Source organism: Chromohalobacter sp. HP20-39, from assembly GCF_033052815.1.
Lineage (GTDB): Bacteria > Pseudomonadota > Gammaproteobacteria > Pseudomonadales > Halomonadaceae > Chromohalobacter.
Map to the genome: position 1 here is coordinate 282,491 of NZ_JAWHTP010000001.1, position 26,102 is coordinate 308,592.

At 62.3% G+C, this 26,102-nt stretch carries 25 protein-coding genes; 17 read left to right on the forward strand and 8 right to left on the reverse strand.

The window, feature by feature from the left end:
- Positions 1-6 precede the first annotated feature (6 nt).
- The gene (locus RVY79_RS01270; RefSeq protein WP_317462228.1) at positions 7-942 is read left to right on the forward strand and encodes a diiron oxygenase; all 936 of its coding nucleotides are present in this window, start codon (positions 7-9) and stop codon (positions 940-942) included.
- A gap of 82 nt (positions 943-1,024) precedes the next feature.
- Here RVY79_RS01270 and RVY79_RS01275 read toward each other — a convergent pair whose 3' ends face one another.
- Together RVY79_RS01275 and RVY79_RS01280 are read right to left on the reverse strand one after the other, a co-directional pair.
- Positions 1,025-2,755 carry an NADPH-dependent assimilatory sulfite reductase hemoprotein subunit gene (locus tag RVY79_RS01275; protein ID WP_317462229.1) on the reverse strand — a complete coding sequence of 577 codons (1,731 nt, stop codon included), beginning with the start codon at positions 2,753-2,755 and terminating at the stop codon, positions 1,025-1,027.
- 10 nt (positions 2,756-2,765) lie between these two features.
- Positions 2,766-4,556, reverse strand: a complete 1,791-nt coding sequence (locus RVY79_RS01280) for an assimilatory sulfite reductase (NADPH) flavoprotein subunit (protein WP_317462230.1) — start codon at positions 4,554-4,556, stop codon at positions 2,766-2,768.
- 226 nt (positions 4,557-4,782) lie between these two features.
- Here RVY79_RS01280 and RVY79_RS01285 point away from each other — a divergent pair, with 226 nt between their 5' ends.
- The 15 genes from RVY79_RS01285 to RVY79_RS01355 all read left to right on the forward strand — a co-directional run bounded on the left by RVY79_RS01285 (position 4,783) and on the right by RVY79_RS01355 (position 20,667).
- Positions 4,783-5,493, forward strand: coding sequence for a dienelactone hydrolase family protein (locus RVY79_RS01285; RefSeq protein ID WP_246920094.1), 711 nt, complete (start codon positions 4,783-4,785; stop codon positions 5,491-5,493).
- Positions 5,494-5,585: 92 nt separating this feature from the next.
- On the forward strand, positions 5,586-6,269 hold the full coding sequence (locus RVY79_RS01290; RefSeq protein ID WP_261506654.1) for a glutathione S-transferase family protein: 684 nt from the start codon (positions 5,586-5,588) through the stop codon (positions 6,267-6,269).
- A 383-nt stretch (positions 6,270-6,652) separates the two neighbouring features.
- The gene (locus RVY79_RS01295) at positions 6,653-7,570 is read left to right on the forward strand and encodes an iron-siderophore ABC transporter substrate-binding protein (RefSeq protein ID WP_317462231.1); all 918 of its coding nucleotides are present in this window, start codon (positions 6,653-6,655) and stop codon (positions 7,568-7,570) included.
- 44 nt (positions 7,571-7,614) lie between these two features.
- Positions 7,615-8,655, forward strand: a complete 1,041-nt coding sequence (locus RVY79_RS01300) for an iron ABC transporter permease (RefSeq protein WP_317462232.1) — start codon at positions 7,615-7,617, stop codon at positions 8,653-8,655.
- 49 nt (positions 8,656-8,704) lie between these two features.
- The gene (locus RVY79_RS01305) at positions 8,705-9,787 is read left to right on the forward strand and encodes a FecCD family ABC transporter permease (RefSeq protein ID WP_261506651.1); all 1,083 of its coding nucleotides are present in this window, start codon (positions 8,705-8,707) and stop codon (positions 9,785-9,787) included.
- Between the two features lie 56 nt (positions 9,788-9,843).
- Positions 9,844-10,656, forward strand: coding sequence for an ABC transporter ATP-binding protein (locus tag RVY79_RS01310; RefSeq protein WP_245846350.1), 813 nt, complete (start codon positions 9,844-9,846; stop codon positions 10,654-10,656).
- 110 nt (positions 10,657-10,766) lie between these two features.
- Positions 10,767-11,387: a flavin reductase family protein gene (locus RVY79_RS01315; protein ID WP_097022236.1), complete on the forward strand. Its 621-nt coding sequence runs from the start codon at positions 10,767-10,769 to the stop codon at positions 11,385-11,387.
- 165 nt (positions 11,388-11,552) lie between these two features.
- On the forward strand, positions 11,553-11,819 hold the full coding sequence (locus tag RVY79_RS01320; protein WP_040242674.1) for a DksA/TraR family C4-type zinc finger protein: 267 nt from the start codon (positions 11,553-11,555) through the stop codon (positions 11,817-11,819).
- A 330-nt stretch (positions 11,820-12,149) separates the two neighbouring features.
- Entirely contained in the window at positions 12,150-13,085 is a 936-nt protein-coding gene (locus RVY79_RS01325; RefSeq protein ID WP_317462233.1) for a 4-hydroxyproline epimerase, read from the forward strand.
- A 94-nt stretch (positions 13,086-13,179) separates the two neighbouring features.
- Entirely contained in the window at positions 13,180-14,127 is a 948-nt protein-coding gene (locus tag RVY79_RS01330; RefSeq protein WP_317462234.1) for a dihydrodipicolinate synthase family protein, read from the forward strand.
- A 221-nt stretch (positions 14,128-14,348) separates the two neighbouring features.
- On the forward strand, positions 14,349-15,020 hold the full coding sequence (locus tag RVY79_RS01335) for a GntR family transcriptional regulator (RefSeq protein WP_246920070.1): 672 nt from the start codon (positions 14,349-14,351) through the stop codon (positions 15,018-15,020).
- Between the two features lie 297 nt (positions 15,021-15,317).
- Positions 15,318-16,640 (forward strand): FAD-dependent oxidoreductase, encoded by a 1,323-nt coding sequence (locus tag RVY79_RS01340; protein WP_317462235.1) that lies wholly within the window; start codon positions 15,318-15,320, stop codon positions 16,638-16,640.
- Positions 16,641-16,683: 43 nt separating this feature from the next.
- Positions 16,684-18,123, forward strand: a complete 1,440-nt coding sequence (nhaC, locus tag RVY79_RS01345) for a Na+/H+ antiporter NhaC (protein ID WP_317462236.1) — start codon at positions 16,684-16,686, stop codon at positions 18,121-18,123.
- Between the two features lie 159 nt (positions 18,124-18,282).
- Positions 18,283-19,854: a carbon-nitrogen hydrolase family protein gene (locus RVY79_RS01350; RefSeq protein WP_317462237.1), complete on the forward strand. Its 1,572-nt coding sequence runs from the start codon at positions 18,283-18,285 to the stop codon at positions 19,852-19,854.
- 39 nt (positions 19,855-19,893) lie between these two features.
- Positions 19,894-20,667, forward strand: a complete 774-nt coding sequence (locus tag RVY79_RS01355; protein ID WP_317462238.1) for a zinc-dependent peptidase — start codon at positions 19,894-19,896, stop codon at positions 20,665-20,667.
- A gap of 4 nt (positions 20,668-20,671) precedes the next feature.
- Here the strand turns inward: RVY79_RS01355 and RVY79_RS01360 are convergent, their stop codons facing one another.
- Positions 20,672-22,453, reverse strand: coding sequence for a DUF748 domain-containing protein (locus RVY79_RS01360; RefSeq protein WP_317462239.1), 1,782 nt, complete (start codon positions 22,451-22,453; stop codon positions 20,672-20,674).
- 254 nt (positions 22,454-22,707) lie between these two features.
- Here RVY79_RS01360 and RVY79_RS01365 point away from each other — a divergent pair, with 254 nt between their 5' ends.
- Positions 22,708-23,805 carry an aminoglycoside phosphotransferase family protein gene (locus tag RVY79_RS01365; RefSeq protein WP_317462240.1) on the forward strand — a complete coding sequence of 366 codons (1,098 nt, stop codon included), beginning with the start codon at positions 22,708-22,710 and terminating at the stop codon, positions 23,803-23,805.
- Between the two features lie 19 nt (positions 23,806-23,824).
- Here RVY79_RS01365 and RVY79_RS01370 read toward each other — a convergent pair whose 3' ends face one another.
- From RVY79_RS01370 to RVY79_RS01390, 5 genes are all read right to left on the reverse strand, one after another.
- A complete protein-coding gene (locus RVY79_RS01370; RefSeq protein ID WP_317462241.1) occupies positions 23,825-24,358 on the reverse strand; it encodes a DUF302 domain-containing protein in 534 nt (177 codons plus the stop codon).
- Complete coding sequence (locus RVY79_RS01375; RefSeq protein ID WP_317462242.1) at positions 24,355-24,909, reverse strand: DinB family protein; 555 nt, start codon at positions 24,907-24,909, stop codon at positions 24,355-24,357. Before RVY79_RS01375 ends, RVY79_RS01370 begins: the two co-directional genes overlap by 4 nt.
- Positions 24,910-24,980: 71 nt before the next feature.
- On the reverse strand, positions 24,981-25,226 hold the full coding sequence (locus RVY79_RS01380) for a hypothetical protein (protein WP_317462243.1): 246 nt from the start codon (positions 25,224-25,226) through the stop codon (positions 24,981-24,983).
- 70 nt (positions 25,227-25,296) lie between these two features.
- Entirely contained in the window at positions 25,297-25,584 is a 288-nt protein-coding gene (locus tag RVY79_RS01385) for a hypothetical protein (protein ID WP_317462244.1), read from the reverse strand.
- Positions 25,585-25,628: 44 nt separating this feature from the next.
- Positions 25,629-26,057 (reverse strand): DoxX family protein, encoded by a 429-nt coding sequence (locus RVY79_RS01390; protein ID WP_317462245.1) that lies wholly within the window; start codon positions 26,055-26,057, stop codon positions 25,629-25,631.
- Positions 26,058-26,102 lie beyond the last annotated feature (45 nt).

Genomic DNA, 26,102 nt, shown 5'->3' on the forward strand with positions numbered 1-26,102 from the left:
ATCCACATGTACACCGGCACCGAAAGCCCCACGACGGCGCATGAAAACGAGATACTCGCGCGCCTCACAGAGAACTGGAACCAACGCGTCGCGGTGCGCAAGGCGCGGCTCGACCTGAATGACTATTACGACACCACAGCGCCGGACTTTCCACCGTCGATGGTGCCGTTCTGGGACGACCCGCATTTCCAAGCCATCGACGAAGCGGACAAGCGCCGTGTGCTGGCCGGCGCCTGGATCAACTACAACGAGAAGACGATCTTCGTCGAGGACAAGGTCATCAATCCCATGTGCTCGTTGCTGCTGCGCGATGCTCTGCCCGGCGTCGGCGATAGCGTGACCAAAAAGGCCATCGCCCAGACCCAGGTGGACGAGCAGTTCCACATCCTGATGTGCCTGGAGGTCTGCGACTGCGCGCGCCGCCAGCACCAGCTACATGACTTGCACATCCCTACGCCGCTGCTTGAGCAGCGCATGGAGGCAACGCTTTCCAAGGCGGACAACGAGCGCGAGTTCGCCTTGATCCGCATGGCCTATGCCACCGTGGCCGAGATGACCATCAACGTGTTCTTGAAACGTCTCTCGCAGGACCGCAGCATCCAGCCACTCAACCGTCTGAATACCGAGCTCCACCGCCAGGACGAAGCCTCGCATGCCGCCATTTTCGGCGAAATCGCCCGCGCCGTTTACGAACGTCTCGGTGCCGGACAGCAAGCCATCTTTCGCGCCCACCTGCTGCGCGCCATCGACGACTTCGTCGAACTCGACGTGGGATTCTGGCGCGCCATTCTCGTCTATCTGGCGATTCCCGAACGGGAGGGCATACTGCAAGACTTGACCTCGAAGAGCCGCACGAAACGCTCACTTCGCGATTACGGCGCACTGGTCAAACTGTTGCAGCAGATCGGCATTCACGAAGAGGCGGGCTTCGTTTTTCAATAAACACGACATCGCGCGACCGGACGCAACGCCTTGGCGCCCCACCCGGGCGCCAAGGACGGTGGAAGCAAGTTGGGAAGCAGGCTCAGCGCGCGTGGAATTCGCGGCCAGCCAGGGTCGGCGCGATCACGCCCGCGCGCACCACGAAGTCGCCGAATGCCTCGCCCGCCTCGCGCTCGGCGGCGTAGCGCTGAATCAGCGGCGTGAGCTCCTCGAGAATGGTCGCCTCGTCGATGTTCTCGCGGTAGAGCTTATTGAGGCGTTCGCCGGCGAAACCGCCCCCCAGGTAAAGGTTGTAGCGTCCCAAGGTCTTGCCCACGAAGCCTATTTCCGCCAGATAGGGCCGCGCACAACCATTGGGGCAACCCGTCATACGCACGATGATGGCATCACCGCCCAGCCCCGCGTCATGCATGATCGCCTCGAGCCGGTCGATGAGTGACGGCAGATAACGCTCGCTTTCGGCCATCGCCAAGCCACAAGTAGGGAATGCCACGCAGGCCATCGCGTGACGACGCAGCGGTGTCGTTTCGAACGTCATCGCGTAATCCGCCAGCAGGGTGTCGATGGCCTCGCGGCGCGCCTCGGACACCTGGGTGATGATCAGGTTCTGGTTGGTGGTCAACACGATATCGCCTTCATGCGCCTTGGCGATCTCGCGCATGCCCGTCAGTAGCTGCGCGCCTCCGTCGATATCCGCCAGGCGGCCATTTTGAACGAACAAGCCGTAGTGCCAGAGACCATCCTCACCCTGATACCAACCAAGCCGATCACCGTTATGGGTGAGCGGCAGCTCGATTGGCGGCGCCAGCGACTCGCCCAGATACTCCTCGACGCGCTCGCGGAAGCCGTCGACGCCCAGCGCCTCGACGGTGTACTTGAGACGCGCCTGCTTGCGGTCGTGGCGATTGCCGTTATCACGCTGCACGAGCATGATCGCTTCCGACACGGCTGCCGCGCGATCCGGCGTACAGTAGCCGACGATGTCGGAAAGCCGCGGAAAGGTCGCGGTCTCACCGTGCGTCATGCCCATGCCGCCCCCGATGCAAACATTGAAGCCCTTGAGTTCGCCCCCCTGTACGTCGGCGATGAAGCCGACATCGTGAGCGAACACATCGACATCGTTCTCAGGCGGAATCGCCAGCGCGACCTTGAACTTGCGCGGCAGATAATGCCGTGTATAGAGCGGCTCGACCTCGTCGCCGCTTTCCTGAGGCCCACCCGCCACGCGCTCCTCACCGAGGAAGATCTCATGATAGGCCCGAGTGCTCGGCAATAGATGAGCGCTGATCTCGTGCGCGAGGTCGTAGACCTGACGGTGCACCGGCGAGCGGTGCGGATTGGCGGTGCAGATCACGTTGCGATTGACGTCGCCACAGGCGGCGATGGTGTCCATCATCGCTTTATCCAGCGCCTGCAAGTGGCCGCGCAGGTTTTCCTTGAACACCCCGTGATACTGAAAGGTCTGACGCGTAGTGATGCGCAGCGTGCCGTTGGCATAACGCCTGGCGTTGTCGTCCAGCGTCAGCCATTGCTCGGGCGATACCTGCCCGCCGGGCAAGCGCAGGCGCACCATGAACGAATACAGCGGCTCCAGCTTGCGATGGCGACGGTCGTCGCGCACATCGCGGTCATCCTGCTGATAGAAGCCGTGAAATTTGGTCAGTTGGGTATCCGCTTCATTGACCGCGCCGGTGGCCCGGTCGGCCAGGCTCTCCTCCAGGGTGCCATAAAGATAGTGGCTCTCGACCTTGAGCCGTTCGTTGGGGTGCAGCTCGTCGAGCGACACGTCACGCATCTTGGCGATGATATCCATGTCGGTCTCCTCAATAGACGTCGCGCTGATAGCGCTTTTGCTGCTGCAGATCACGCAGGTACTCGGCAGCGGCTTCCTCGTCGTATCCACCCTGCTCGCGAATCACATCGAGCAAGGCCTGGTGGACGTCCGGCGCCATGCGCTCGGCATCGCCGCACACGAAGACATAGGCCCCGGCCTGTAGCCAATCATAGAGGGTGGCGGCCTGTTCGCGCAGGCGGTCCTGCACATAAACCTTGTCTTGTTGGTCGCGGGAAAACGCCACGTCCAATCGCGATAGAAGCCCTGTCTTGCGCCATTGCAACCATTCGGCCTGATACAGAAAGTCGCTACGCCGCCGCCGGTCGCCGAAGAACAGCCAGTTGTCACCGCTCGCGCCACGCGCTTCACGCTCCTGCAAAAAGGCGCGGAACGGCGCCACACCAGTGCCGGGGCCAACCATCACGATGGGCGCCGCGTCATCGTCGGGCAGCTTGAAGTGCTTGTTGTGGTCGATGTAGATCGGCACTGAATCGCCGGGCTGCACGCGGTCGGCGAGATAGGTCGTCGCCACACCGCCGCGAGCGCGACCGTGGGTTTCATAGCGCACCACGGCCACCGTGAGATGCACTTCGTCAGGGGCCGCGGCCTGGCTCGAGGCAATCGAGTACAAGCGCGGCGGCAGCTTGCGCAGCGCGCGAATGAAAGTGTCCGCCTCCAACCCCTCGACCGGAAAATGCTCCAGCACATCGATGATATGCCGCCCCTGCAGCCACTCGCGCAGCTCGTCGCGCGACTCTTCATCGAGCAGGCGGCGCAGTTCGGCATCATCGCTGATCTCGGCCCAGTGATTGAGGAAGGGACGCGTCAGAGTGGTCACCTCGAAATCGTTGAGCAAGGCATCGCGCAGTTGGCGCCCTTCCTCGAACGGTGCCTCGCCATCCAACCGCAAGGCAGCCAACAGTTCATCGACATAGGAAGGATCGTTCTGCGGCACGATGCCCACCGCATCGCCCGGCTGATATTCTAGGCCAGATTCTTCCAGAGACAGCTCGACATGCAGGGTCTGCTTGTCGGAATCCTGAGTATTGAGCGGCTGCACCTCCAGCACTTCCGCCTGGAAGGGATGCGAACGCGAGTAGGTCGCGGCTGCGCCACCGGACGCACCCGACGCCGGCCCCGGCGCAGCACTCCCCGAGAGCGCGGCGAAAGCCTCGAGCGTCGCGTCGATCCATTGCGTGGCAGCCTCTTCGTAGTCGACATCAGCGTCGACCCGCGCACACAGGCGCTGCGCGCCCAGGGCCTCAAGCCGCGAATCAAGCACCTTGCCGGACTCACAGAAATATTCGTAGCTGGCATCGCCGAGTCCAAAGACGGCGAAGCGGTGGTCGTCACTCAAACGTGGCGCCTTGCGACCCGCCAGCAACTCGTAAAAGCCCAAGGCGCTATCCGGCGGGTCGCCATCGCCCTGAGTACTGACCACCGCCATCAGTCGAGTGGCCTGCTTGAGGTCTTGCTTGCCGAAGGACGCCATATCCTTCAGCTCGACGTCGAGCCCCCAGGCGCGTGCGCGCTCAGCCGCCTGCTCGGCCACGCCTTCAGCGTTGCCGGTCTGGCTGCCGAACAGCACGGTCAGCGGCTCACCGGGCGTCGAGGCCGGCGATTCAGAGACCGCCGGCGCGTCATGCGCATCAAGACCGGCCAGATACCCTTGCAGCCAGGCACGCTGTCGGGCGTCGAGATCGGCCAACGCGTCATTGAGCCGCCGCGCCTGTTCGGCGCTGAGGGGGCTGTTCGATTCGGACAAACGTCCTTGCGACATTGGACCTCTCATCGTTGCGTAAATGCTCGGAAAACGAAGACCTCTAGACTAGCAATTCTGAAAAGAATGAAAAATTCTAAAACGCGATCCTCATATTCTTTAAAGGACTAAAACACCCAGCCGCTCGCCTAGGCCATCGTTCGCCTGCGAACCGCCTAGCCTTCATGGTGTCAGCTCTCTAGACTAGGCCCATATCTTGAACGCTTCATCCATCCAAGGAGACACCATGAGCGATGCCGCCGTCACCCCCCAGTGGATCGATATCACTTCCCACGACGGTCAGACCTTCAAGGGCTATCTAGCCCTACCACCTGCCGGCAAGGGCCCCGGTATCGTGCTGATTCAGGAGATCTTCGGCGTCAATGCCCACATCCGCAGTGTTGCCGAACAATACGCCCAGGACGGCTACGTAGTGCTCGCGCCGGATGTCTTCTGGCGTCAGGAGCCGGGCGTGGAGCTCACCTATGAAGGCGCCGACATGGACAAGGCCTTCAAGCTCGTCGGCGACATCGACTTCACGGTGGCCGTCAAGGATCTCGCCAGCACGACCCAGGCATTGCGCCAGCGAGCCGAATGCGAAGGCGACGTCACCGCCATCGGCTACTGCATGGGCGGCATCCTTGCCTATCTGGCGGCCATCGAGGCCGGCGTCGATCGTGCGGCGAGCTTCTACCCCGGCGGCATCCACAAGCATCTGGACAAGGCATCGCGTCTCGACGTACCGGTGCAGTTCCATTTCGCTGGCAACGACGGGCATATCCCCGCCGAGACCGTCGACCAAGTCCGCACCACCTTCGCCGACCGCGACGACGTCACAATCAACGTCTACGACGGTGCCGATCACGGTTTCAACTGCTGGGCACGTAGCGCCTACCACCGTCACGCGGCTGCGCTTTCCCATGGTCGCACCCTGGTCTTCCTCGAAGGCCAGGACTGAACTCGGCGAGGTCCACGATCCCGAGAAACCCTCGCCTGAGGGTTTCTCGTCACCAACGAACGGACGCCCCGGCGTTTTCCATGGAGTCCCGCATGTCATATCGCCTCTTTATCGCCAATAAGAACTACTCGTCCTGGTCCATGCGCGCATGGGTGGCACTCAAAGCGCTTGATATCCCCTTTGAAGAGGTACTGACACCATTCGAGGGGGCCAGCCTTCAAACGGCTTTTACATCGTTCTCGCCCACCGCCAAGGTGCCGTGTCTGCATGAGGGCTACAACGTGGTCTGGGACTCGTTGGCGATCATCGAGTATGTCGCCGAAGCCCACCCGGACCTCTGGCCTCAATCACGAGCTGCCCGATCTTGGGCACGTTGCGCCACCGCCGAGATGCATTCCGGCTTCCCGGCCTTGCGTGACGAATGCTCCATGAACTGTGCGTTGCGTATTGAACTGGGCACGCCGAGCGAGGGACTGCAACGGGACTTGGATCGCCTGGAGACCCTATGGTGCGAAGGCTTGAAACGTTTCGGCGGCCCGTGGCTGGCAGGCGAACGTTTTACGGCCGTCGATGCTTTCTTCGCCCCAGTGGCAGTGCGCATTCACGGCTATGACCTGCCGCTCGGAGAAACAGCGCTAGCCTATGCGCAACGCCTACTCGAGCACCCCAGCGTCGCTGACTGGATATCTCAGGGCATCGCCGAGCCCTGGGTCGACGAGCCCCATGAGCAGGACTGCCTACGCGGCCGGCGCGTCCTTGCAGATCGCCGCGCATAATCACCACGCTCCCGCACCGCTCACCGAGCGGTGCGCTCTTCCACCACAGCTCGATGATCGACGAACACCTTGTTTCATCATCTAGAACACCGGTGTTATCGCCACCGCCTCGGACACGCTTGCTTCGCTCCTCCCCACTCCAAAATATTAACTTAAAAACAACAAGTTAATAAATTACGAACCACCCCGAACATTACCTCGTAGGACACGAGGTCAATGAAGACATGCCCGCTCGGCATGGCGCCGCGAACCGGAACACGGCCGGCAAACTCATGAGATGGCTTCTCATTTACATTTGTTCTCGTTTACTATCCCACGCATTCGAACCTAGGACACCTGCATTCGGTATCGGTCTGCACGGTATTCACCATCAGGAGCCCCTCATGACATCGCTACGACGCCTTTGCATGGCGGCGGCCGGCATCGCCGCGCTATCCGCGACACTTCCGGCCTACGCCAAGTCCCTGGAGACCGCGTTCGGAACGGTGGAGGTCGATGACGATCCCACGCGTGTCGTCACGCTTTATACCAACGCGTTGGATACCGCACTGACGGCGGGCGTGACCCCATTGGGAGCGGTCGCTACCCGCGGCGGCGATGGCGTGGCACGTTACCTCACCGAGAAGGCCGGGGACATCGATATCGTCGGCACGCCGCGCGAGACCAACATCGAAGCCGTGGCGGCGCTTACGCCGGATGTCATCCTGGCCTCTCCGCAACTCCCCGAGGCCCAGTACGAACTGCTATCGCGCATCGCGCCGACCGTGGTGCCGGATGTCGAGCCCTATCAAATGGATAGCTGGGAGAAGGAGGCACGGGTCTATGGCGAGGCACTCGGGCGCAGCGACGCCATCGATGACGCCATCGCCGAGGTCAATGCCAAGGCTGAGGCACTGAGCGAACGTCAGAACGATTCACCGACCGCCAGCTTGATTCGCTGGATGCCGCAAGGAGCAATCGTGATGGCGCCGCAAATCTTCTCCAACACACTGCTCAGCAAAAGCGGTTTTGCGGTCGACGACGGCGGCACCGTCAAAGAGGGACGCCCGCACAGCGATCCGCTAAGTCTCGAAAACCTCTCACGGATCGATAACGACTGGTTGTTCCTGGCCACGCTGAACGCCGAAGGTGACGAGGCTTACGAGGCGGCCAAGCAATCGCCGGCCTTCGAGCGTCTCGATGTCGTCCAGCGCGATCAGGTAGTCACCGTCGATGGCCAGTTGTGGACCAGTGCTACCGGGCCGATGGCGGCAAAGGCAATCCTCGATGACCTCGCCTCCGCCATGGATGCGGCCCAATGATTGCGTCCACGGATGCCTAAGCACTTGATAATGACGATGCCCCCATGCGTGTCCTGACTCATTGCCTGTCATTCGGCAAGCCACGTTCATTGATCGGCCTGTGGCTTGGCTTGAGCGGACTGCTCATCGCCATTGCACTGTTGAGCTTGCTGTACGGGGCCGGTGATGTCGGCCCTTCACGCGCCTGGCAGGCACTGCAGGACTTAGGCGCCGCCGCTTCATACGATAGCGAGGCTCGTTTCGTGATCGCCGAGCTACGCGCTCCCCGGCTGTGGATCGGCCTGGTGGTGGGCGTCGCACTCGGCATCGCGGGAGCGTTGCTACAGGCCGTGACGCGCAACCCGCTGGCAGAACCCGGCTTGCTGGGCGTCAGCGCAGGGGCTGCATTCGCCGTGACACTGGCGATCCTGTGGGGCGCCGATACCGCCACGCTACGCGTCTCGGTCGCCCAACTCGGCGCCCTGGGCGGTTGTCTCTGCGTACTTGCTGCCGCGCGCCTGCAAGGCATCGGCAACGACCCTGTCCGCCTCATCCTGGCCGGGGCCATCCTGTCGGGTCTTTTGCATTCGCTGTCGTCGCTGATCCTGCTCTACGATCAATACACGGCGGACGAAATCCGCTTCTGGGTGGTGGGCAGCCTCGCTGGCCGCCAACTCGACGACCTGGTGCCACTATTCCCCAGCCTGGGAGTGGCCGCATTACTGACCATCCTCCTCGCGCGCCCACTGGCAGCACTGGCGCTCGGTGAGCACGTCGCCATCGGGCTCGGGCATCACCCTCGCGTCGTGCGTCTGCTGGTCATCGTGGTCGTCGCCCTACTGGTGGGTGGTGCCACCGCCGCGGCCGGCCCGATCGCCTTCGTGGGGCTGGTGGTGCCCTTCGCCGCGCGCGCGCTGGCCGGCCCCGACATCCGGCGTACGCTATGGTTGTGCTTGCCACTGGGCCCTATCGTCGTCGTCAGCGCAGATATCGTCTCGCGACTCGTGGTGCCGCCTTCCGAACTCCCGCTGGGCGTGCTCACGGCGCTGATTGGCGCGCCCGTGCTGATCGGCGTGGTGCGTGGCCGCCGGCTGCCGACGCTCTAGGCCGTTTATGCCCGACTCTGTATCCACGACACCTTCCACGGGACACGCTATGACGTCCCCCGTTGACGCCCCGAACGCAGTGCGCCAGGACAAGTACTACCTCACGTTGCCGTTGGGCCAGCGCCCCCCGCTGCGCGTGATCGTCGACAAGCGCAACCTGCTCGCCAACCTGCTGCTGTCGGGACTCCTGATACTGCTGGCAGGCGTCGCACTGAATACCGGCAGTGCCGCGTCGCTGTCACTGCCGGCGACACTGCGCGCCTTGCTAGGCGACGGCAGCCCCCTCGACACCTTCGTGATTCAAGAATTGCGCTTGCCTCGCATCGTTGCAGGTGTCGTCACCGGTGGCGCCTTTGCCCTGGCCGGCTGCCTGATGCAGACCGTGGCGCGCAACCGCCTGGCCACACCGGGTATCGTCGGCCTCGATAATGGCGCCACTGCCTTCGCCGTGGCCTCCGTGGTAGGCACCGGCATCAGCCTGGCGCCACCGGCCATGGCCCTGACCGGCGCCGCCGTCGCCGCGGCACTCACCTTCGGTTTGACGGGCCGCATCGGCGTGCGCGGATATCGCTTTCTGGTCGCCGGCATCGGCGTCGGTGCCGTCTTTGGCGCCATCACCCAACTCATGCTGACGCGGGTCTCCATCGATGCCGCCAATGCGGCCTATCCATGGACGGTGGGCAGCCTCAATGCCCGCCCCGATCACGCGGTGCTGAGCCTGTCGCTGGCCCTGCTGCCCGCGTTGCTGGCTGGCATATGGCTGACCCGCTCGCTCACCGTATTGCGGCTTTCCGACGCCGTCGCCATCAGTTTAGGCATCGCGGCGGGACGCTGTCGGATGGCCGCCCTGAGCGTCGCGGTGATTCTCACCGGGCTTGCCGTGGCAGTGGCTGGACCGGTGGGAATGGTGGCGTTGATCGGCCCGGAGTTTGCGCGTCAGCTCAGCGCCAAGAACACGGTACCCGTGGTCGGAGCGACCCTCGCCGGGGCGGTGGTCATGGTCGCCGCCGACCTGCTTGGGCGCGTGCTGCTCGCCCCCATCGAGATCCCGGTGGGGATCGTCACCGCCTTGATCGGTAGCCCACTTCTGCTGTGGATACTCTTGAACCCCAACGCCAGGACCGCGCCATGAAACACGATGCCACCGCCTGCGAGCGTGATACTGCCAAGTCTGACACCGCACCGGATATGACGGCGCCGGATATGGCGACCCAGGGCTTGTCGCTGGCGTACGGCTCGGTCGCGGTCATCGAGGACCTCGACCTGCAACTGCCCGCTGGCCAGGTCACGGCCATCGTTGGCCCCAATGGCTGTGGCAAGTCGACACTGCTGGCCGGGCTGTCGCGGCTGCTCAAGCCGCGGGCCGGCACGGTGCTGCTCGACGGCGCGGACATTCAGCGCCTGCCGACCCGCCAACTGGCCAAGCGCCTGGCACTGCTGCCGCAGCAGCCGCATGCCCCCGAGGCGTTGACCGTCGCCGAACTGATACGCTTCGGTCGGCACCCGCATCAGAGCTGGCTGCGCCAATGGTCCCCCGAGGACAAACGTGTCGTCGATGAAGCACTCGGTATGACAGGGCTCACGCCGCTTGCCCAGCGTCCCGTCGACGCGCTTTCCGGGGGCCAGCGTCAACGCGCGTGGATCGCCATGGCCATCGCCCAACAGACCACGACGCTGCTGCTCGACGAACCCACCTCGGCACTTGACCTCGGCCACCAGGTCGAAGTCTACGAGCTCATCCAATCACTCGCCGCCTCGGGCAAGACCATCGTCATGGTCATCCACGACCTGGTCAGCGCGTGTCGCTACGCCGACCACCTGATTGCCATGCACCAAGGCCATGTCATCGCCGAGGGGCTGCCCGGCGAGACGGTTACACCAGAACTGGTCAGGCGTCTGTACGGTGTCGAATGCTCACTGATCACGGACCCCGCCACGGGCGCGCCGCTGCTCACCAACGTTCGCCGCACGCGTGACGCCCTCGACGGCAGTGCGACCTAGCGGGCCGGTCGCCCTATCGCCAACGCACGTCTCTGGCTACCATCACGCCATATCCGGCAGCGGGCGACAGGCCCGGTGCCACGCCTTTCGCCGTCAGCAAGGAAAACGCCATGCGTGATACGTTTCACTTCTACGAGCCACGCCAAGGACACGAGCTGCCTCACGATCCCTTCAATGCCATCGTCGGACCGCGACCCATCGGTTGGGTTTCCTCCCAAGATCGCGACGGCCACTTGAACCTGGCGCCCTATAGCTTCTTCAACGCCTTCAATTACACCCCACCGATCGTGGGATTCTCCAGCATCGGCTACAAGGACAGCGTGCGTAACATCGAGGCTACGGGCGAGTTCTGCTGGCACCTCGCGACCCGAGCACTCGCCGAGCAGATGAACGCCAGTTGCGCGGCCGTGGCACCCGAGGTCGACGAATTCGAGCTGGCCGGCCTGACGCCACGTTCCTCCCAGGTCGTCGGCGTTCCGCATGTCGCCGAGGCGCGCGTCACCTTCGAGTGCCGACTGAGCCAGGTGGTCCGACTGCAAGCTGCCGATGGGACATCGCTCGACACCTGGCTGGTGCTCGGCGAAGTCGTCGGCGTGCATATCGACAAGCAGCTGCTTCACGAGGGCGTCTACCAAACCGCCGCAGCCCATCCCATCCTGCGTGGCGGCGGCCCCGCCGACTACTTCGAGATCAGCGCCGAGCAGAACTTCAAGATGGCTCGACCGAAATAACGACACCCTCGGCATCGGCGCTTGAATGCGAGTATGTGTCGCCGCCCGTGTTGTCCCATGCTTGTTGTTCCATACTGTCAGCGTCCCCGACGTTGCATGAGCGACGCAAAGGGGCGCAGATGGCAACCTTCCCGAAACGACCGTTAACCATGAAGGAGGTAGAACATGGCAGGCGGATGGTCGAAAGACGGCGCCGTCCAGGAGCAGATCGACAGCACCATCGAGGACGCCCTGGAACGCGCGCGTAGCGAGCTACCCAGCGGGGAAAGCCTCGAATACTGCGAAGAATGCGGCGACCCGATTCCACAGGCACGACGTGAAGCGATAAAGGGCGTGCGGTTGTGCATCGCATGTCAGAGCGAGCGCGACAAGCAGCGCACCGCCGTCAGTGGCTACAATCGACGCGGCAGCAAGGACAGCCAACTGCGCTAGTCCCTGTCTGACACCCCTTCTTGCACGTCTGAACCTACCTGTGTGACGTCGCGCGAGGCGTGATATACCACGTCTTGATCGGGCGCTCGGCCGTTGCGGTCACACCGCTTTCCTTCCCCTTTGCCGATCACATTTCTCCTGCTTCCATCCGTTCAAACGGCCCCTTCCTCGCCGATCCGTGCTGGTTGCAGCATGTACGAGTCCACTCACCTCTCGACCTGTATCCCGGACGGACTCCTCCAGGGAAGACTATCGTCGACCATGGCTTCACAAACCTCTTTGAAGATTGTATAAAATATAAAACCCAACAAGATCGAATGAAGGTGGCTCATGAAACGCATTCACGTCATCGACTCCCACACGGCGGGAGAGCCGACACGACTGGTCATGGAAGGCCTACCGGCGCTTTCGGGTCACACCATCGCCGAGAAATGCGACGACTTCCGCGATAATCACGATGCATGGCGACGGGCCATCATGCTGGAACCGCGTGGGCATGACGTACTGGTCGGCGCGCTTTACTGCGCGCCCGAGTCCCACGATGCCAGTTGCGGGGTCATTTTCTTCAACAACAGCGGGTATCTCGGCATGTGCGGCCACGGCACCATCGGGCTGGTGGCATCACTCCATCATCTGGGGCAGATGACGCCGGGCTGCCACAAGATCGATACGCTGGCGGGCCCCATCAACGCCACGCTTCACGACGACGGCGCCGTGACCGTGCGCAATGTCCTCTCCTACCGTCATCGCCGCCAGGTCCCCGTCGAGGTGCCGGGATACGGCACCGTACACGGCGACATCGCCTGGGGCGGCAACTGGTTCTTCCTGGTCAGCGATCACGGCATGACCATCGAACTCGGCAACGTCGAGGCTCTCACCGACTACACCTGGGCCATTCGTCAGGCACTGGAGGCCCAGTCGATCACCGGGGAAAACGGCGGTGTCATCGACCACATTGAGCTCTTCTGCGACGACCGCGAAGCCGACAGCCGTAACTTCGTGCTGTGCCCCGGCAAGGCCTATGACCGCTCGCCCTGCGGTACCGGAACCAGCGCCAAGCTCGCCTGTCTCGCCGCCGATGGCAGGCTGGCACCGGGGCAGACATGGACACAGGCAAGCATCTGCGGAAGCCGCTTCGAGGCCTCCTATGAGTGGGAGGGCGATTGCATTCGTCCTTCGATCAAGGGGCGTGCCCATCTTAGCGCCGACGCCACGTTGCTGATCGATGAGCAGGATCCCTTCGCCTGGGGGATCGCAGGCCAGTGACGCCTGTCATTTCGACGACTCAGCGCCGGTCACCACGACCATACCGCTGCGCTGAGCATCTTGCATGCAATAGACCAACCTTCGAGGAACAACGATGAACGATGCCATCTTTACCGGCTGCATTCCCGCACTGATGACGCCCTGCACCGCCGACCGCCAGCCAGATTTCGACGCCCTGGTCACCAAGGGCCGTGAACTGATCGAACTGGGTATGAGCGGCGTGGTGTACTGCGGCTCCATGGGCGACTGGCCACTGCTGAGCGAAGCACAACGTCAGGAAGGCGTCGCACGGCTGGTCGAGTCGGGCATCCCGACCATCGTCGGCACCGGTGCGGTCAACTCCAGGGAGGCCGTTTCCCATGCAGCGCATGCGTCCAAGGTCGGCGCTCATGGACTGATGGTCATTCCCCGCGTGCTGTCTCGCGGCACGTCCGCCACCGCGCAGAAGGCTCACTTCTCGGCCATTCTGGACGCCGCGCCCGACCTGCCAGCGGTGATCTACAACAGTCCTCACTACGGCTTCGCCACCCGCGCCGACCTGTTCTTCGCGCTTCGCGCCCAACACCCGAACCTGATCGGCTTCAAGGAGTTCGGCGGCGCCGATGACCTGCGTTACGCAGCGGAACACATCACTTCCCAAGACGCTGACGTCACCCTGATGGTCGGCGTCGACACCACCGTCTATCACGGCTTCGTCAACTGCGGCGCCACCGGCGCCATCACCGGCATCGGCAACGCTTTGCCCCGCGAAGTGCTACATCTCGTGACGCTCAGCAGGAAAGCCGCCCAGGGAGACGTCGTCGCGCGCCGTCAGGCCAAGGAGCTCGAAGAAGCGCTCGGCGTGTTGTCCTCTTTCGACGAAGGGGCCGACCTGGTCCTTTATTACAAGCACCTGATGGTCCTCAACGGCGAAAAAGAGTACGCACTGCATCTCAACGAGACCGATGCACTCAGCGACGCCCAGCGACACTATATCGAAACCCAGTACGAGCTGTTCCGTACCTGGTACGCGAACTGGTCCGCCACCCTGGGCAATACCTGATGCAACGGCCAGTCTGACACGACGCGCTGTCCAGCGGCACGCTGGCAGATTGCGCACTACCATACCGGGAGGTCCGTGACCTCCCGGCTCCCTTTCCTGGTGCCAGGGCCCGCTCCTTCTCGAAAGCATGGGGCGGTGTCGGTGCCGTCATGCCTCCACCTTGGACATTCACTTCAGTTTGTATACAGTATGCGAAATCCAATCTTCGGCAGAGGCCGGCCATGGCGACTTACAAGACACGGGCGCAATTCGTCGCGGACGACCTGCGCGAGCGTATACTGGGCGGGGAATTCAAGGGCGGTACCCAGCTTCGCCAGGACGCCTTGGCCAAGGACTATGACGTCAGCCGTATCCCTGTCCGCGAAGCCCTGCTGACCCTGGAATCCGAAGGTCTGGTCGAGTTTCACGCCCACCGAGGTGCCTTTACTACCGAGCTTTCCGTGGCCAAGATTCGCGAACTGTTCGATCTGCGCGTCCTGCTCGAGACCTACGTTCTGCGCCACGCCATCAATGGCCTCACCGACGCGGACCTGAAAAAAGCCGAAGACATTCTTCTCAAGTACGATGAGTCGCTGAACTCCGGCGGCGATATCGATAACTGGAGCGAGTACAACTTCGCCTTCCACCAAGCGCTGTATGCACCGGCAGATTTGCCTGAAACGCTCTCGCTGATCAGCCAGTTGAACACAAAGTCAGATCGCTACATTCGCATGCAACTGGTCTACACACAGGAAATCGAGAAGGCCGAACGAGAACACCACGGCCTGCTCGAACTGGCCCGCCAACGCGATGCCGACAAGGCCTGCGAGTTGTTGAAGACGCATATACAGGAGGCCTGCGAAGGCATCGTCGCGCTGCTGGACGAACGAGCAAAGCAGATGGAAACCCTCTAGCGCCCCTCTCCCTTCGACTTTCTTGTTCATGCCCCCCGAGAGGCCTCCACCCTTGACCTTCCGCCGATGCGCCACCGGGCGCGTCGATGCTTGCGTTTTCTGATACCCCTCGCCTCCATCCGCCCCACGCGGCCAGACACGCTTCAGCCTGCCTGTTACGCCACCTCCCCGCTGCCGGCGTCGTATTCACGCATCGCGTCACGACTTTGGTCGACGCACTATTGAAGCCGGCATCGACATATCTTATATTTTATACAATCGACAAATACAAGACGCACCACCCGCGAGGAAATCTCCATGGGCTCACAGGATCAGGCTGTCCACGATAATGCCGATCAAGCCGATGTCATCGTCATCGGCGCCGGCGTGATCGGTATCGCCAGCGCCCTCGCGCTGGGCCGAAGAGGCTTGAACGTGATGGTGGTAGACAAACAGGCGCCAGGCATGGGGGCCTCTTTCGGCAATGCGGGGCACATGGCCACCGAGCAGGTCTTTCCCATCGCCGATGCCTCGATCCTCAAACACCTGCCTGGCATGTTGATGAACCCCACGGGACCGCTACGCCTAGACTGGCGTTACCTTCCCAAGGCACTGCCCTGGTTTATCCGGCTACTGTCGAATCTACGCCCAGCACCTTACCAGGCCAGCGTGAGTGGGCTTCGTGCACTCAACGAGGCGAGCCTCGACGCCTGGCGTCGGCTCCTCGACACGGTCGATGGCGCCCACCTGTTGAAGGAAGACGGGTCCTTCATGGTCTACGAGCAGGAAAGCTCATTGGCCAACCTGCAGGCACTGCAGTCCAGCATGGCGGCGCAGGGGGTGCCGATCGAATCCTGGTCGGGAAACGCCATCCGCGATGTGGCGCCGCAACTTTCCGGATCGATTCGCGGCGGCCTGTTCTTCCCTTCGACCGGGCATGTCGTCGACCCGCTTTCGGTCGTGCAACGCCTGGTGGCCACCGCCAAGGCCGAGGGCGTCAAGTTCCGCCAGGACGAAGTCGTATCCGGCCACGTCCATTCCCATGGCGTTACGCTCGAGACGACCGCTCTGGGGCGGCTCCACGGCCGCCAGGTGTTGGTGGCCTGCGGAGCCCACTCGGCCCTACTCACCGACCGCCTCACCGGTACCCGGGTGCCGCTGGATACCGAGCGCGGCTATCACCTGATGCTACCCGGCGAACAGTCGCGTCTGCCCACGGCGGTCACGTCGCTGGAGCGCCGTTTCATCATGACACCGATGTCAGAAGGTCTGCGCCTAGCGGGCACCGTCGAATTCGCGGGTCTCAAACGACCGGCCAACATGGAAAGGGCCTGGCAGCTACATCGTTTGAGCCAAGGCCTTTTCAAGACGCCACTCGATACCACTGAAGCAACGCCCTGGATGGGTTTTCGTCCCTCTCTGCCTGATTCGCTGCCCGTCATCGATAGCGCGCAAGACGGCAGGGTACTGCTGGCGTTCGGGCATCACCATCTGGGGCTTACCCAGGCCGCGGTGACGGCCGAACTGGTGGCCGAGCTGGCAACGCAAGGAACGGCGGGCTCTGGCGCAACCCGGTGCGCTCCCCCTGCCTACGACCGAGCACTTCCCGAGCTGACACCCTATCGGCTCGATCGTTTTTAAACGCAATACATTCATCCAAGACAACAAGATCAAAGGAGACATCATGTCCTCATCCAACGCCCCCAGGCTACCCAGCATGGCCGAAGTGCTGACCATCATGGTGGGCTTTATCGCCATCATGTTCCTCAGCATCAACGTGCTCGGTCTGCCCATTCAGCTTGCGCTGTTCGCTTCCTGGTTCCTGGTCATGGCACTCGGCCTTAGGCTCAAGATGTCCTACGCCGCCATGCAGGAAGGCCTCATCGACGGCATCCACAATGGCATGGAGGCAGTGCTGGTTCTCACCACCGTCGGCGCGCTGATCGGCACCTGGATCGCCGGGGGCATCGTGCCCAGCATCATCTACTACGGGCTGACGGTGATGAACCCACAGATCTTCCTGTTCGCCGCGTTCGTGATCTGTGCCCTGACCTCGCTATCCACCGGCACCTCCTTCGGGACTGCGGGCACCGCCGGCGTCGCCATGATGGGCATCGGTCACAGCTTCGGCATTCCGCTCCCACTGGTAGCCGGCGCGGTCATCTCAGGCGCTTACGTCGGCGACAAGATGTCGCCGCTGTCCGACACCACGGTGATGACCGCATCGCTGTGCAAGGTCAACCTGATCGACCACATCCGTTCCATGATGACGGTCAGCGCCCTCGCCATTCCGGTCGCATCGATTCTGTTCCTGGTCGTCGGCTTCTTCTATGTGAGCGGTGATGTGGACACTTCACGCGCCACTGTCGCTATGCAAGCACTAGAAACCAACTTCACCATCAGCCCGTGGTTACTGCTGCCGGCAGTGATCGTGATCGGGCTGCTGACCCGCCGCTATCCGGCCATTCCGGTCATCACCTTCGGCGCCGTCCTGGGCAGTATCTGCGCCTGGTGGGCACAGGGTGTCGGCCCCATCGATGCCATCCGCATCGCCTATGTGGGCAACGACATGCAATCCGACGTGGAGTTTCTAAACACGCTGCTCAACCGTGGCGGCATCGAGTCCATGCTCAGTGTCGTGGCGTTGATCCTATTCGCCTTGGGCCTCGGTGGTCTGATGAGCCAAGTGGGTATCCTCAAGACGATCAGCAATGGCTTTTTGCGCTGGGCCAACAACCCGGGCCGCTTGACGGTGTCGACCATGCTAGGCGGGTTCTTCGGTAACTTCTTCGGTGGCGCAGCCTACGTGTCGCTGATCACCGCCAGTACCATCACCGGGAAGAATTACGACGACCAAGGCGTTGATCGGCGGGTGCTCTCGCGTAATGCCGAAGCGGGCGGCACCATCACGACTCCAATGGTGCCCTGGACCGACGGCGGTGTGTTCATGGCAACGACCCTCGGTGTCTCGACCATGTCCTACCTGCCCTTCCTTTGGTACCACATGCTGGTGATCGTGATCTCGATCTTCTATGGCTACGCCAACATCGCCATCTGGCGGACCCAGCCCAAGTCCGAGGTACAAGACAACGCCAACGCACGACAGAACTTCCAAGCCTCATAGCACGGCACCGATAGTTCTCTCATCACCCGACAAGCCCTGCCCCGTGCAGGGCTTGTCAGTCGCGAGGGGCTTTCCACTGCCCGATCGTTGGCTCATGGGCCACGCACCCTGCGTGATACACTAGCGCTCACTTTCGTATCCGCAACGCAGGACGCCCACATGTCCCTCGACGATCTACACCTCAATCTTCGCAACTTGACGCCCGAGGACTATCCGCAGCTCAAGACGCTGATGGACCGGGTCTATCACGACATCGGCGGCGCCTGGCCCAAGCGCACCATCGAGCGACTGATCAGCGAATTCCCCGACGGTCAGATCGTCATCGAGGATGACCAGACCCTGGTCGGCGTGGCGCTGACCGCTCGCGTCGACTACGAGGAATTTTCCAATCCGCACCGCTACGACGATTTGATGGATCAGCGGGAGATCATCCTCAACGCCCCCGAGGGCGACGCCATGTATGGCCTGGATGTGCTGATCGATCCGGCCTATCGTGGCTACCGGCTCGGCAGACGCCTCTACGAAGCTCGCAAGGATCTGTGTAAATCACTGAATATGCGCGCCATCCTTGCCGGCGGCCGAATTCCCAACTACCACCAGCACGCCAGCGAAATGTCGCCGGCCGAGTATCTGGATCAGGTCTCGCGCAAGGAGATTCACGACCCCATCCTCTCCTTCCAGTTGGCCAACGACTTCCAGGTCAAGCGGCTGCTGCGCAAGTATCTGCCGGAGGATGAAAAATCCCAGGGCTACGCGACCCTGCTGGAGTGGAACAACATCCTCTTCGAACCGGCCGAATCGGTGCTCGATACCCGCAAGACGCAGGTACGGGTGGGCGCGGTGCAGTGGCAGATGCGCGAATTCTCCTCGGTGGAGGCGGTGCTGCAACAGGCCGAATACTTCGTCGATGCGTTGTCGGATTACCAAAGCGACTTCGCGATCTTCCCGGAGCTATTCAACGCCCCGCTGATGGGCCTGCAGGACCGCGCCGCTCAGCAGGATCAAATCGCTGCCATCCGCTTTCTGGCCGGCTTCACCGAACACTTCAAGACCGAGCTGTCACGCATGGCGGTGTCCTACAACATCAACATCATCGCCGGTTCGATGATCGAGGAGCACGACGACGGGCACCTCTACAACATCTCCTATCTCTTCCACCGCGACGGCGACATCGAAGCGCAGGCCAAGCTGCATATCACCCCCCAGGAGCGCCGCGACTGGATCATCGAGGGTGGCGATGATCTAAAGGTCTTCGATACCGATGCCGGCCGGATCGGCATCCTGATTTGTTATGACGTCGAGTTCCCGGAGCTCTCGCGCCTGCTCGCGGATCAGGACATGGACATCCTCTTCGTGCCGTTCTGGACCGATACCAAGAACGGCTACCTGCGTGTGCGCCACTGTTCTCAGGCACGCGCCATCGAAAACGAATGCTACGTGGTGCTCTGCGGTAGTGTCGGCAACGTGCCCTCGATCGAGAACATGGAGATCCAGTACGCACAGTCCTCGGTGTTCTCGCCTTCGGACTTCGCCTTCCCCCACGATGCGGTGCTGGCCGAAACCACGCCCAATACCGAGATGATCATGTTCTCGGATCTCGACCTGACCCGTCTCACAGTAGTGCGCAACGAAGGCTCGGTCACCAACCTGAAGGACCGCCGCCAGGATCTGTTCGACCTGCGCTGGCGCGACTGGTCGTGGAAGTCGGGCTCGCGCCAGGAAGACGCTTGAATCGATGCGTCGTGGGAGACGTCGAGAAGGAGCCCAGTCATGAAATGGTGGAACGCCTGGCGCGGTGAGCGCCATCCCTTCCCTGCCGAGGCCTGGGCTGAGGGCCTTGCGCGGGTACCGCTATTGATGACATTACCCGATGAGGACGCACGCCGCCTCGGCGAGCGCGCCTGGGCCTTCCTTCGCCGCAAGCGGCTTTCATTATTCGATGACGAGTTGTTCGACCTTCCCGCACGGTTGGCGCTAATCGCCCAGGCTTGCCTGATGACGCTCTACTGGTCGGAGGGCGACGCCCGCGAGGCCTTCGCCAACGTCCATGAGATTCTCGTACTGCCAGGGGCCTTCCGCCGCAAGGTCGAGGAGATGGACGAGGCTGGCGTAGTGCATGAATATGAAGACGAGCGCGTCGGCGAGACCTGGCACCAGGGCCCTATCGTCCTTGCCTTGTCGGATATTCAGGAAAGCGGCGACTGGGGTGGCTTCAACGTCGTCATCCACGAGTTCGCCCACAAGCTGGACATGGGCAACTCGCTGGACGCCGACGGCTTTCCGCCCCTGCCGCGCGCTATCGACCCTCGTGACTGGCACCGCGTCTTCACCGACGTGTGGGACGACCTTCAAGCCCATCTAGCGCGCGGCGAGGAGCCGCCCATAGATGACTACGCCGCCACACACCCCGGCGAATGCTTCGCGGTCTGCTGCGAATATTTCTTCACCGCCCCGGATGCCCTCGACGCCGCCTATCCTGAGCTATATGCACTGCTTGCTCGCTACTTCCGGCAGGACCCATTGCGGCGTTGCCCGCCGCACTGAGCGCTCACTGGCGGGTGCGGGCGCGCTCGTAAAGCGCCGGATTATCTCCACCGCTCTCATCGTCGACGGCCGGCTCAGCACCGTTCGAGGGACGCTCACCATCGTCACCGACCACCTCAGAAAGAGTTTCCAGCGGCGACGACACCAGATTCTCGAGCGCTTCGCGGATCGCCTGGCCGGCCACACTGCCGAAATCCACTGCTCCTGGATCGTCGAGCGGCAAGCGCATGGGGATGTCGAGCTCAATGGTGCCGTCATCGCTCTTCAAGACACCGACCAACGTCTTGAGCGGCAAGTCGGTGGCCGAGGCGTCTACCTCCTCGCCAAGCTTCAGCCGATGCAGCACGAGATGATTCTGCGCCTGCAGGCGGCCCTGATCGAGCCGGTAGTCGAGATCCAGCGTCGCCTGGCCTCGCTCGACGGCATAGCCCCCGAACTCACGCAGGTAGGGCGCCAAGGTCTTGAGATCGAGGCGCTCGAAGTGCAAGTTCAGGTTGCCGTTCAGGGCGTCGCCAAGCGGATCGAAGGCGCCTTCGATGCTCAGCGACGAGCCATCGGCCAGTTGTCCCTCGAGCGACAACTGGCCGTCACCCGGCTGGTCGGAGTTGAGCTGTCGCCACTCACCATTCAGTGCCGAGAAATCGAGCTCGAACGGGCGCGGCAGGTGACGGTCGCTGAAGGCCACCGCGCCACGCTCGATGGCCAGGGCACCGACCGCGTAGCGCATGCCGCCGCCCTCGGAGCTACCATCCTCAGAACCACTGCTCGATGACGGCGGGCGCCAGGCGGCGAGATTGGTGTCGAGTTGTTCGTCGATCGTGACATCGAGCCAGGGTGCCGTAAGCGATACCCGCTCGGCGGTCAGCTCCGGCTGCGCGCTGGCGAACGTCAGCCCCTCAACGGCGAGGCGCTCAGCGCGGGCGATGGACTTATCCTGATCAGGATCACGCATCTCGAGTCCTTCGACCTCACCTTGACCATTGACCTTCGTGCCGGCATCGCTGGCGCGGCCCGCACGTAACCGAATCCGTGCGCTCAACGCACCTGAAGACGGTTCGGCGCGCATGACGTGGGCCAGATAGCCCGATAGCACGGTCAGCGGTACCTGATCCGCGTCGAGATCGATATCCACCGTCCAGGGCGAGAAGCCCATTTCGCCCTCTCCCTTCAGCATGCCGCCACTCCAGTCCGCCTGACCTTTAAGAGAGAAGGGGCGATCATTGCTGTTGTCATAATGCCGCGCCTCGAGGTCGAGACTTTTCAGGCTCAGCGTCAACGGCTCGTCGGGGCGCCGGTTGATCCAATCCAACTGACCGTCACTGACGTTGAGTTGGGCGATACGCAGTGGTGCCGATTCACCGCCCTCGCTGTCACCGCCGAAGAGTTGGGCCAGGTTCCACGCGCCCCCGGAGCGCCAGATCAATTGCAGCTGCGGCGCCTTTAGATCGATTCGCTTAAAGCGCCAGCCCGATTCAAATAGCGAGTGCCAGTCGAAGGTCGCCACCACCCGTTGGCTCGAGAAAACCGGTGTGTCGGCCTGACCGGCGATACGTAATCCGTCGAGGGTCACCTGGTGACGCCACGGGGTGAGGGTGACGTCATCGATGGTCACCTGGCGGCCGCTACGCTCGGCCAGCGTCTGGCTGAGGCGCTGGTCGATATACGCCGGCAACGCCCACAGCCAAGCGACCAGAAAGAGCACCACCAGCGCCGCCAGCACACTCAGCCCCATGCCGAGGCGACGCTTGCGCGCTGGTCGCGCCATGCTGCGATGGGAATGCGGCATGTCAATTTCCGTGTTGTCAGAGCATGAACGAATACTCATCAGCGTGACATCGTCAGCGTGTAACCGCCAGTAGCAGGCCAGGCTAGCGGCTACGCCGGCTTGCCGTTAATGATTAAAGTCCGGGAGGTAGCTCGAGCATTGCTAGAAACCAGAAAGGTATTGACCATTTCTGCGACTAACATGATATGTCAGCCATTTTGGCACTATGTCGAATAGTAATAGTAGCTAACCCATTTCCTAGGAGTGTTGCTTTCGTGGTCGATTTTACGCCCTCACCCTTGTTCTCTGCCGAACGTCTGTCTCAATTGCACAAGGCTTTGATCGCCATCGACAACACGGTCGTTCATCTCACCGCGATGCCCGACAGCGGTCTGGCGCACGATCATGTCTGGCTATCTCGCAACAACGGGCATGATCGGGTGGCCCGACTGCCCAAACAGAGTCAGATGCAGCTTGATCCGAAGACCAATCTAGACTATCAAGCGACCTGTTTTCGGCGCGCCGCGAAGAGCGGCCATACACCGGACCTCCACGCCATCCTGCCAATCAGTGCCGACTTCCCCCGAGGGGGCTTGTTAGTTAGTGCCATCGAGGGGCGGCCAGCAAGGTTGCCCCACGACTTGCCGGCAATCGGTGAGGCGCTGGCACACCTGCATGAGATCGCTGTGCCCCCGGTCGCTGCGCGCCCACCGCTGGAAAGTCCGCATTCGCCCTGGACCGCCATGCGCGATGAGGTTTTGGCCCAGGCTACCTATCTCGATGACGCGCCGATTGATGAGGCGACAAGGCGGCGGCTCGACAGCGAGCTAACACTCTTCAACGATGATCGTGAATTGGCCGAGCGTATCGATGCCCAACGCTGCCTGATCAGTTTCGATGCGCATCCAGGTAACTTCCTGATCACCCCGGAGGGAAAGGCGGTACTAGTCGATCTGGAAAAGTGCCGTTACGGCCACCCCGGGCTGGATCTTGCCCATGCGTCGCTGTATACCTCCACGACCTGGGATCCGGCGAGCTACGCCGTCTTGGATACCGCCACCGTGGTGGACTTTTATCGCCACTGGTGGGCGGTTCGGCACACCACCAATGAAGTGATGGATGTCGAGGCCTTGGTGGCCACGAGGCGAGCCATGTGGCTGTGGTCGACTACTTGGTGTGCCAAATGGCTGACACTTCACCACCAAGAACGCGATCTGCAGGCACAAGGCGAGGACTGGTCCGACGCTCTCAGCGAAGATCGTTTGATCGCCCATGTGGAAGATCGGGCGCGGCACTATCTATCCTCGCCTGTTGTTGATTACATCAGCCACGACAACCACAGGCTTGCTCGCGAACTGGCCCGAACGAAATAGTCGTCTATGGAGATTCGTGTCATTCAGTCGCAGGTTGCGAGGGCGTCCCCGCTATGGATTCATCAGCGATCTTCTCGAAGATGGCATCGAGTTCACTTGCCTTGTCGGCGAGCGCAGCGGCTCGCTCGTCGTCATCGAGATCGGCGACATAAGGCGCGAAGATCGCACTGGGCTTCTTCCACGACAATGTCCCGGTACCGTCTTCGTTTTCGGTCACGTAAAAGCGGATCGGTGCCTCGATCATCGCCGGTACGCTCAAGCGCAGAATATCGACCGCGAAGTCGTTTCGAAACACGCCCACCACCCGGTTACCGGGAATCTCCACACCGCGCTGGGCGGCTGCCTGAGTCGGTCCGGCCTCGGTGACCACGCCCATCTCATTGGCGTCGACGGCCTGCTTGAGATGCTCGAGCAGCGCGCTGTAACCCTGTTCGGTGGGTATCACGTGCCAGTCCTTCTGCGGCCAGTGGGTGTCGGCCATGGCGGGCGATACCCAGGCTGCGAGCGTGAGCGCCAGGGCGAGGCAAAGGGACGTTGGAAACGGGTATCTCATGATGTCACCTCATGGTGTGATGGGCGGCTTTTTTGCCAATGACGCTGTGTCGAGGGGTGTACGCCGAACGTCTCGACGACCTCGATACCTTGAGTGTCGGCGAGCAAGGCGATGATCGCCATGTGATGAATGGCGTGACTGGTCAAGAAGGCCAGTTCGCGCTCGACGCTGGTGTTCAAGGGCAATACGTGGTCGCCGGCTCGATATGCCAGTTGGAGACGGTGCGTGGCCGTATCGCGTTGCCCGAGTCGGGTCACGCGCTCGCGCAGGTGACCTAGATGCTCGAGCGCGACGTCCGGGTGCCGCTCGAGATCAGGGTCACGTCGGCGATGCTCGTAATCGATGGTGAAGGCCTGAGCATCGTATCGCCCGGCCAATAGCGCTTCGTAGTGATCCAGGATATGCCGGACATGCTTGCCGATGGAGTGCCTGGCATCCGCGCCATGTGGCGCAGTGTACTGAGCCGCCGGCAGCGTTGCCACGAATGTTGCCAACTGGCGCAGGGTATCGGCGGCTTCCTCCAGCAAGGCGTTCAACGCAGGGGTGGACATGACGCATACTCCCTTTGGGGCAAGTCAGGGCGCGAGGCCGTGGACGACCTCGCGCCCCGTGGTGGGGGATGTCAGGCGCTACCTTCGCCCTCGGCTTCTCCTTCCCCCTCTCCTTCGCCTTCTGCCTCGCCCTCGGCGTTCGCCATGAGCGGGGCACCGCCTTGCAGCGATGTGTAGCCGCTGGCACCCACGGCATCGTCAGCGACGGCCTGAGCGGCGAGCGGAGCGGACATCAGCAGTAGCATGGGTGTCGTATAGAGCACCTGCCGGCTCAGTCGCCCCATCAGGGTGTGACGCTTGCTTTCATGTAGTGTCATGATTGCACTCCTTTTTCCTGCAGTGGTTGACGGTGCAAGGCACCGCCGTCTAAGAGGCCTTGACGCGTCGTCAACCGGCCTCGGAACTCGCTTCGGCTTCGGCTTCGGGGTTTTCCTCTGCTTCGGCTTCAGCGCCTGCCTCTGCTTCGGCTTCAGCGCCTGCCTCTGCTTCGGGGCCTGCTTCCGCCTCGGGGCCGGCCTCGGCCGAGGCGAACATGTAGTAGCCCGAGGGTGAGGTCAGGTCGGAATAGATGGCGTTGATGGCGGATGCGCCGACCACAACCGCAATGACGGGCGCGCTGTAGGCGATGCCGCGTGACAGGGTATCGAGCAGGGTGCGACGTGAATGCTGGGTCATGAGATATTCTCCGTGGTGAGTCGCCAGGATGGTGATGATCGGGGTCAGGTGTGATTGCCCCTGGCCATCAGAAACAGGGCGATCAGTATCAGCGTGACCTGAAACATCATGCCGCCCAGCGGGTGGCTGGCGGTGGCCATGAAGTGCCACTGGCCCCAGTGCTCCATGAAGATCGCGCCCAGCAGAATCGGCACTGCAAACAGAGCGCCGACGCGGGTGGCGGCATCGCCTACGGGCCCGGTGACCAGCCCGCCGAGCAGAATCAGCGCCCCGGCGGCGATCTCGCCCAGGGCGACGGCCAGGGCGATGACCCAGGGCAGCGCCATGATCTGGGCAAAGCCCTCGATGCCGGCGCCCGCGAATTTGTCGACGCCGGTGTACAGGAAGACACTTGCCATCGCTGCACGCAGCAGCCAGTGCGCCCATGAGGCGCGGGGTAGAGAGGCGGAGGCTTTCAGTGCTGACGTCATCATGTGTCGGTTCTCCTGGTGGACGATGAGGTAACGCCGGGCGCGGAG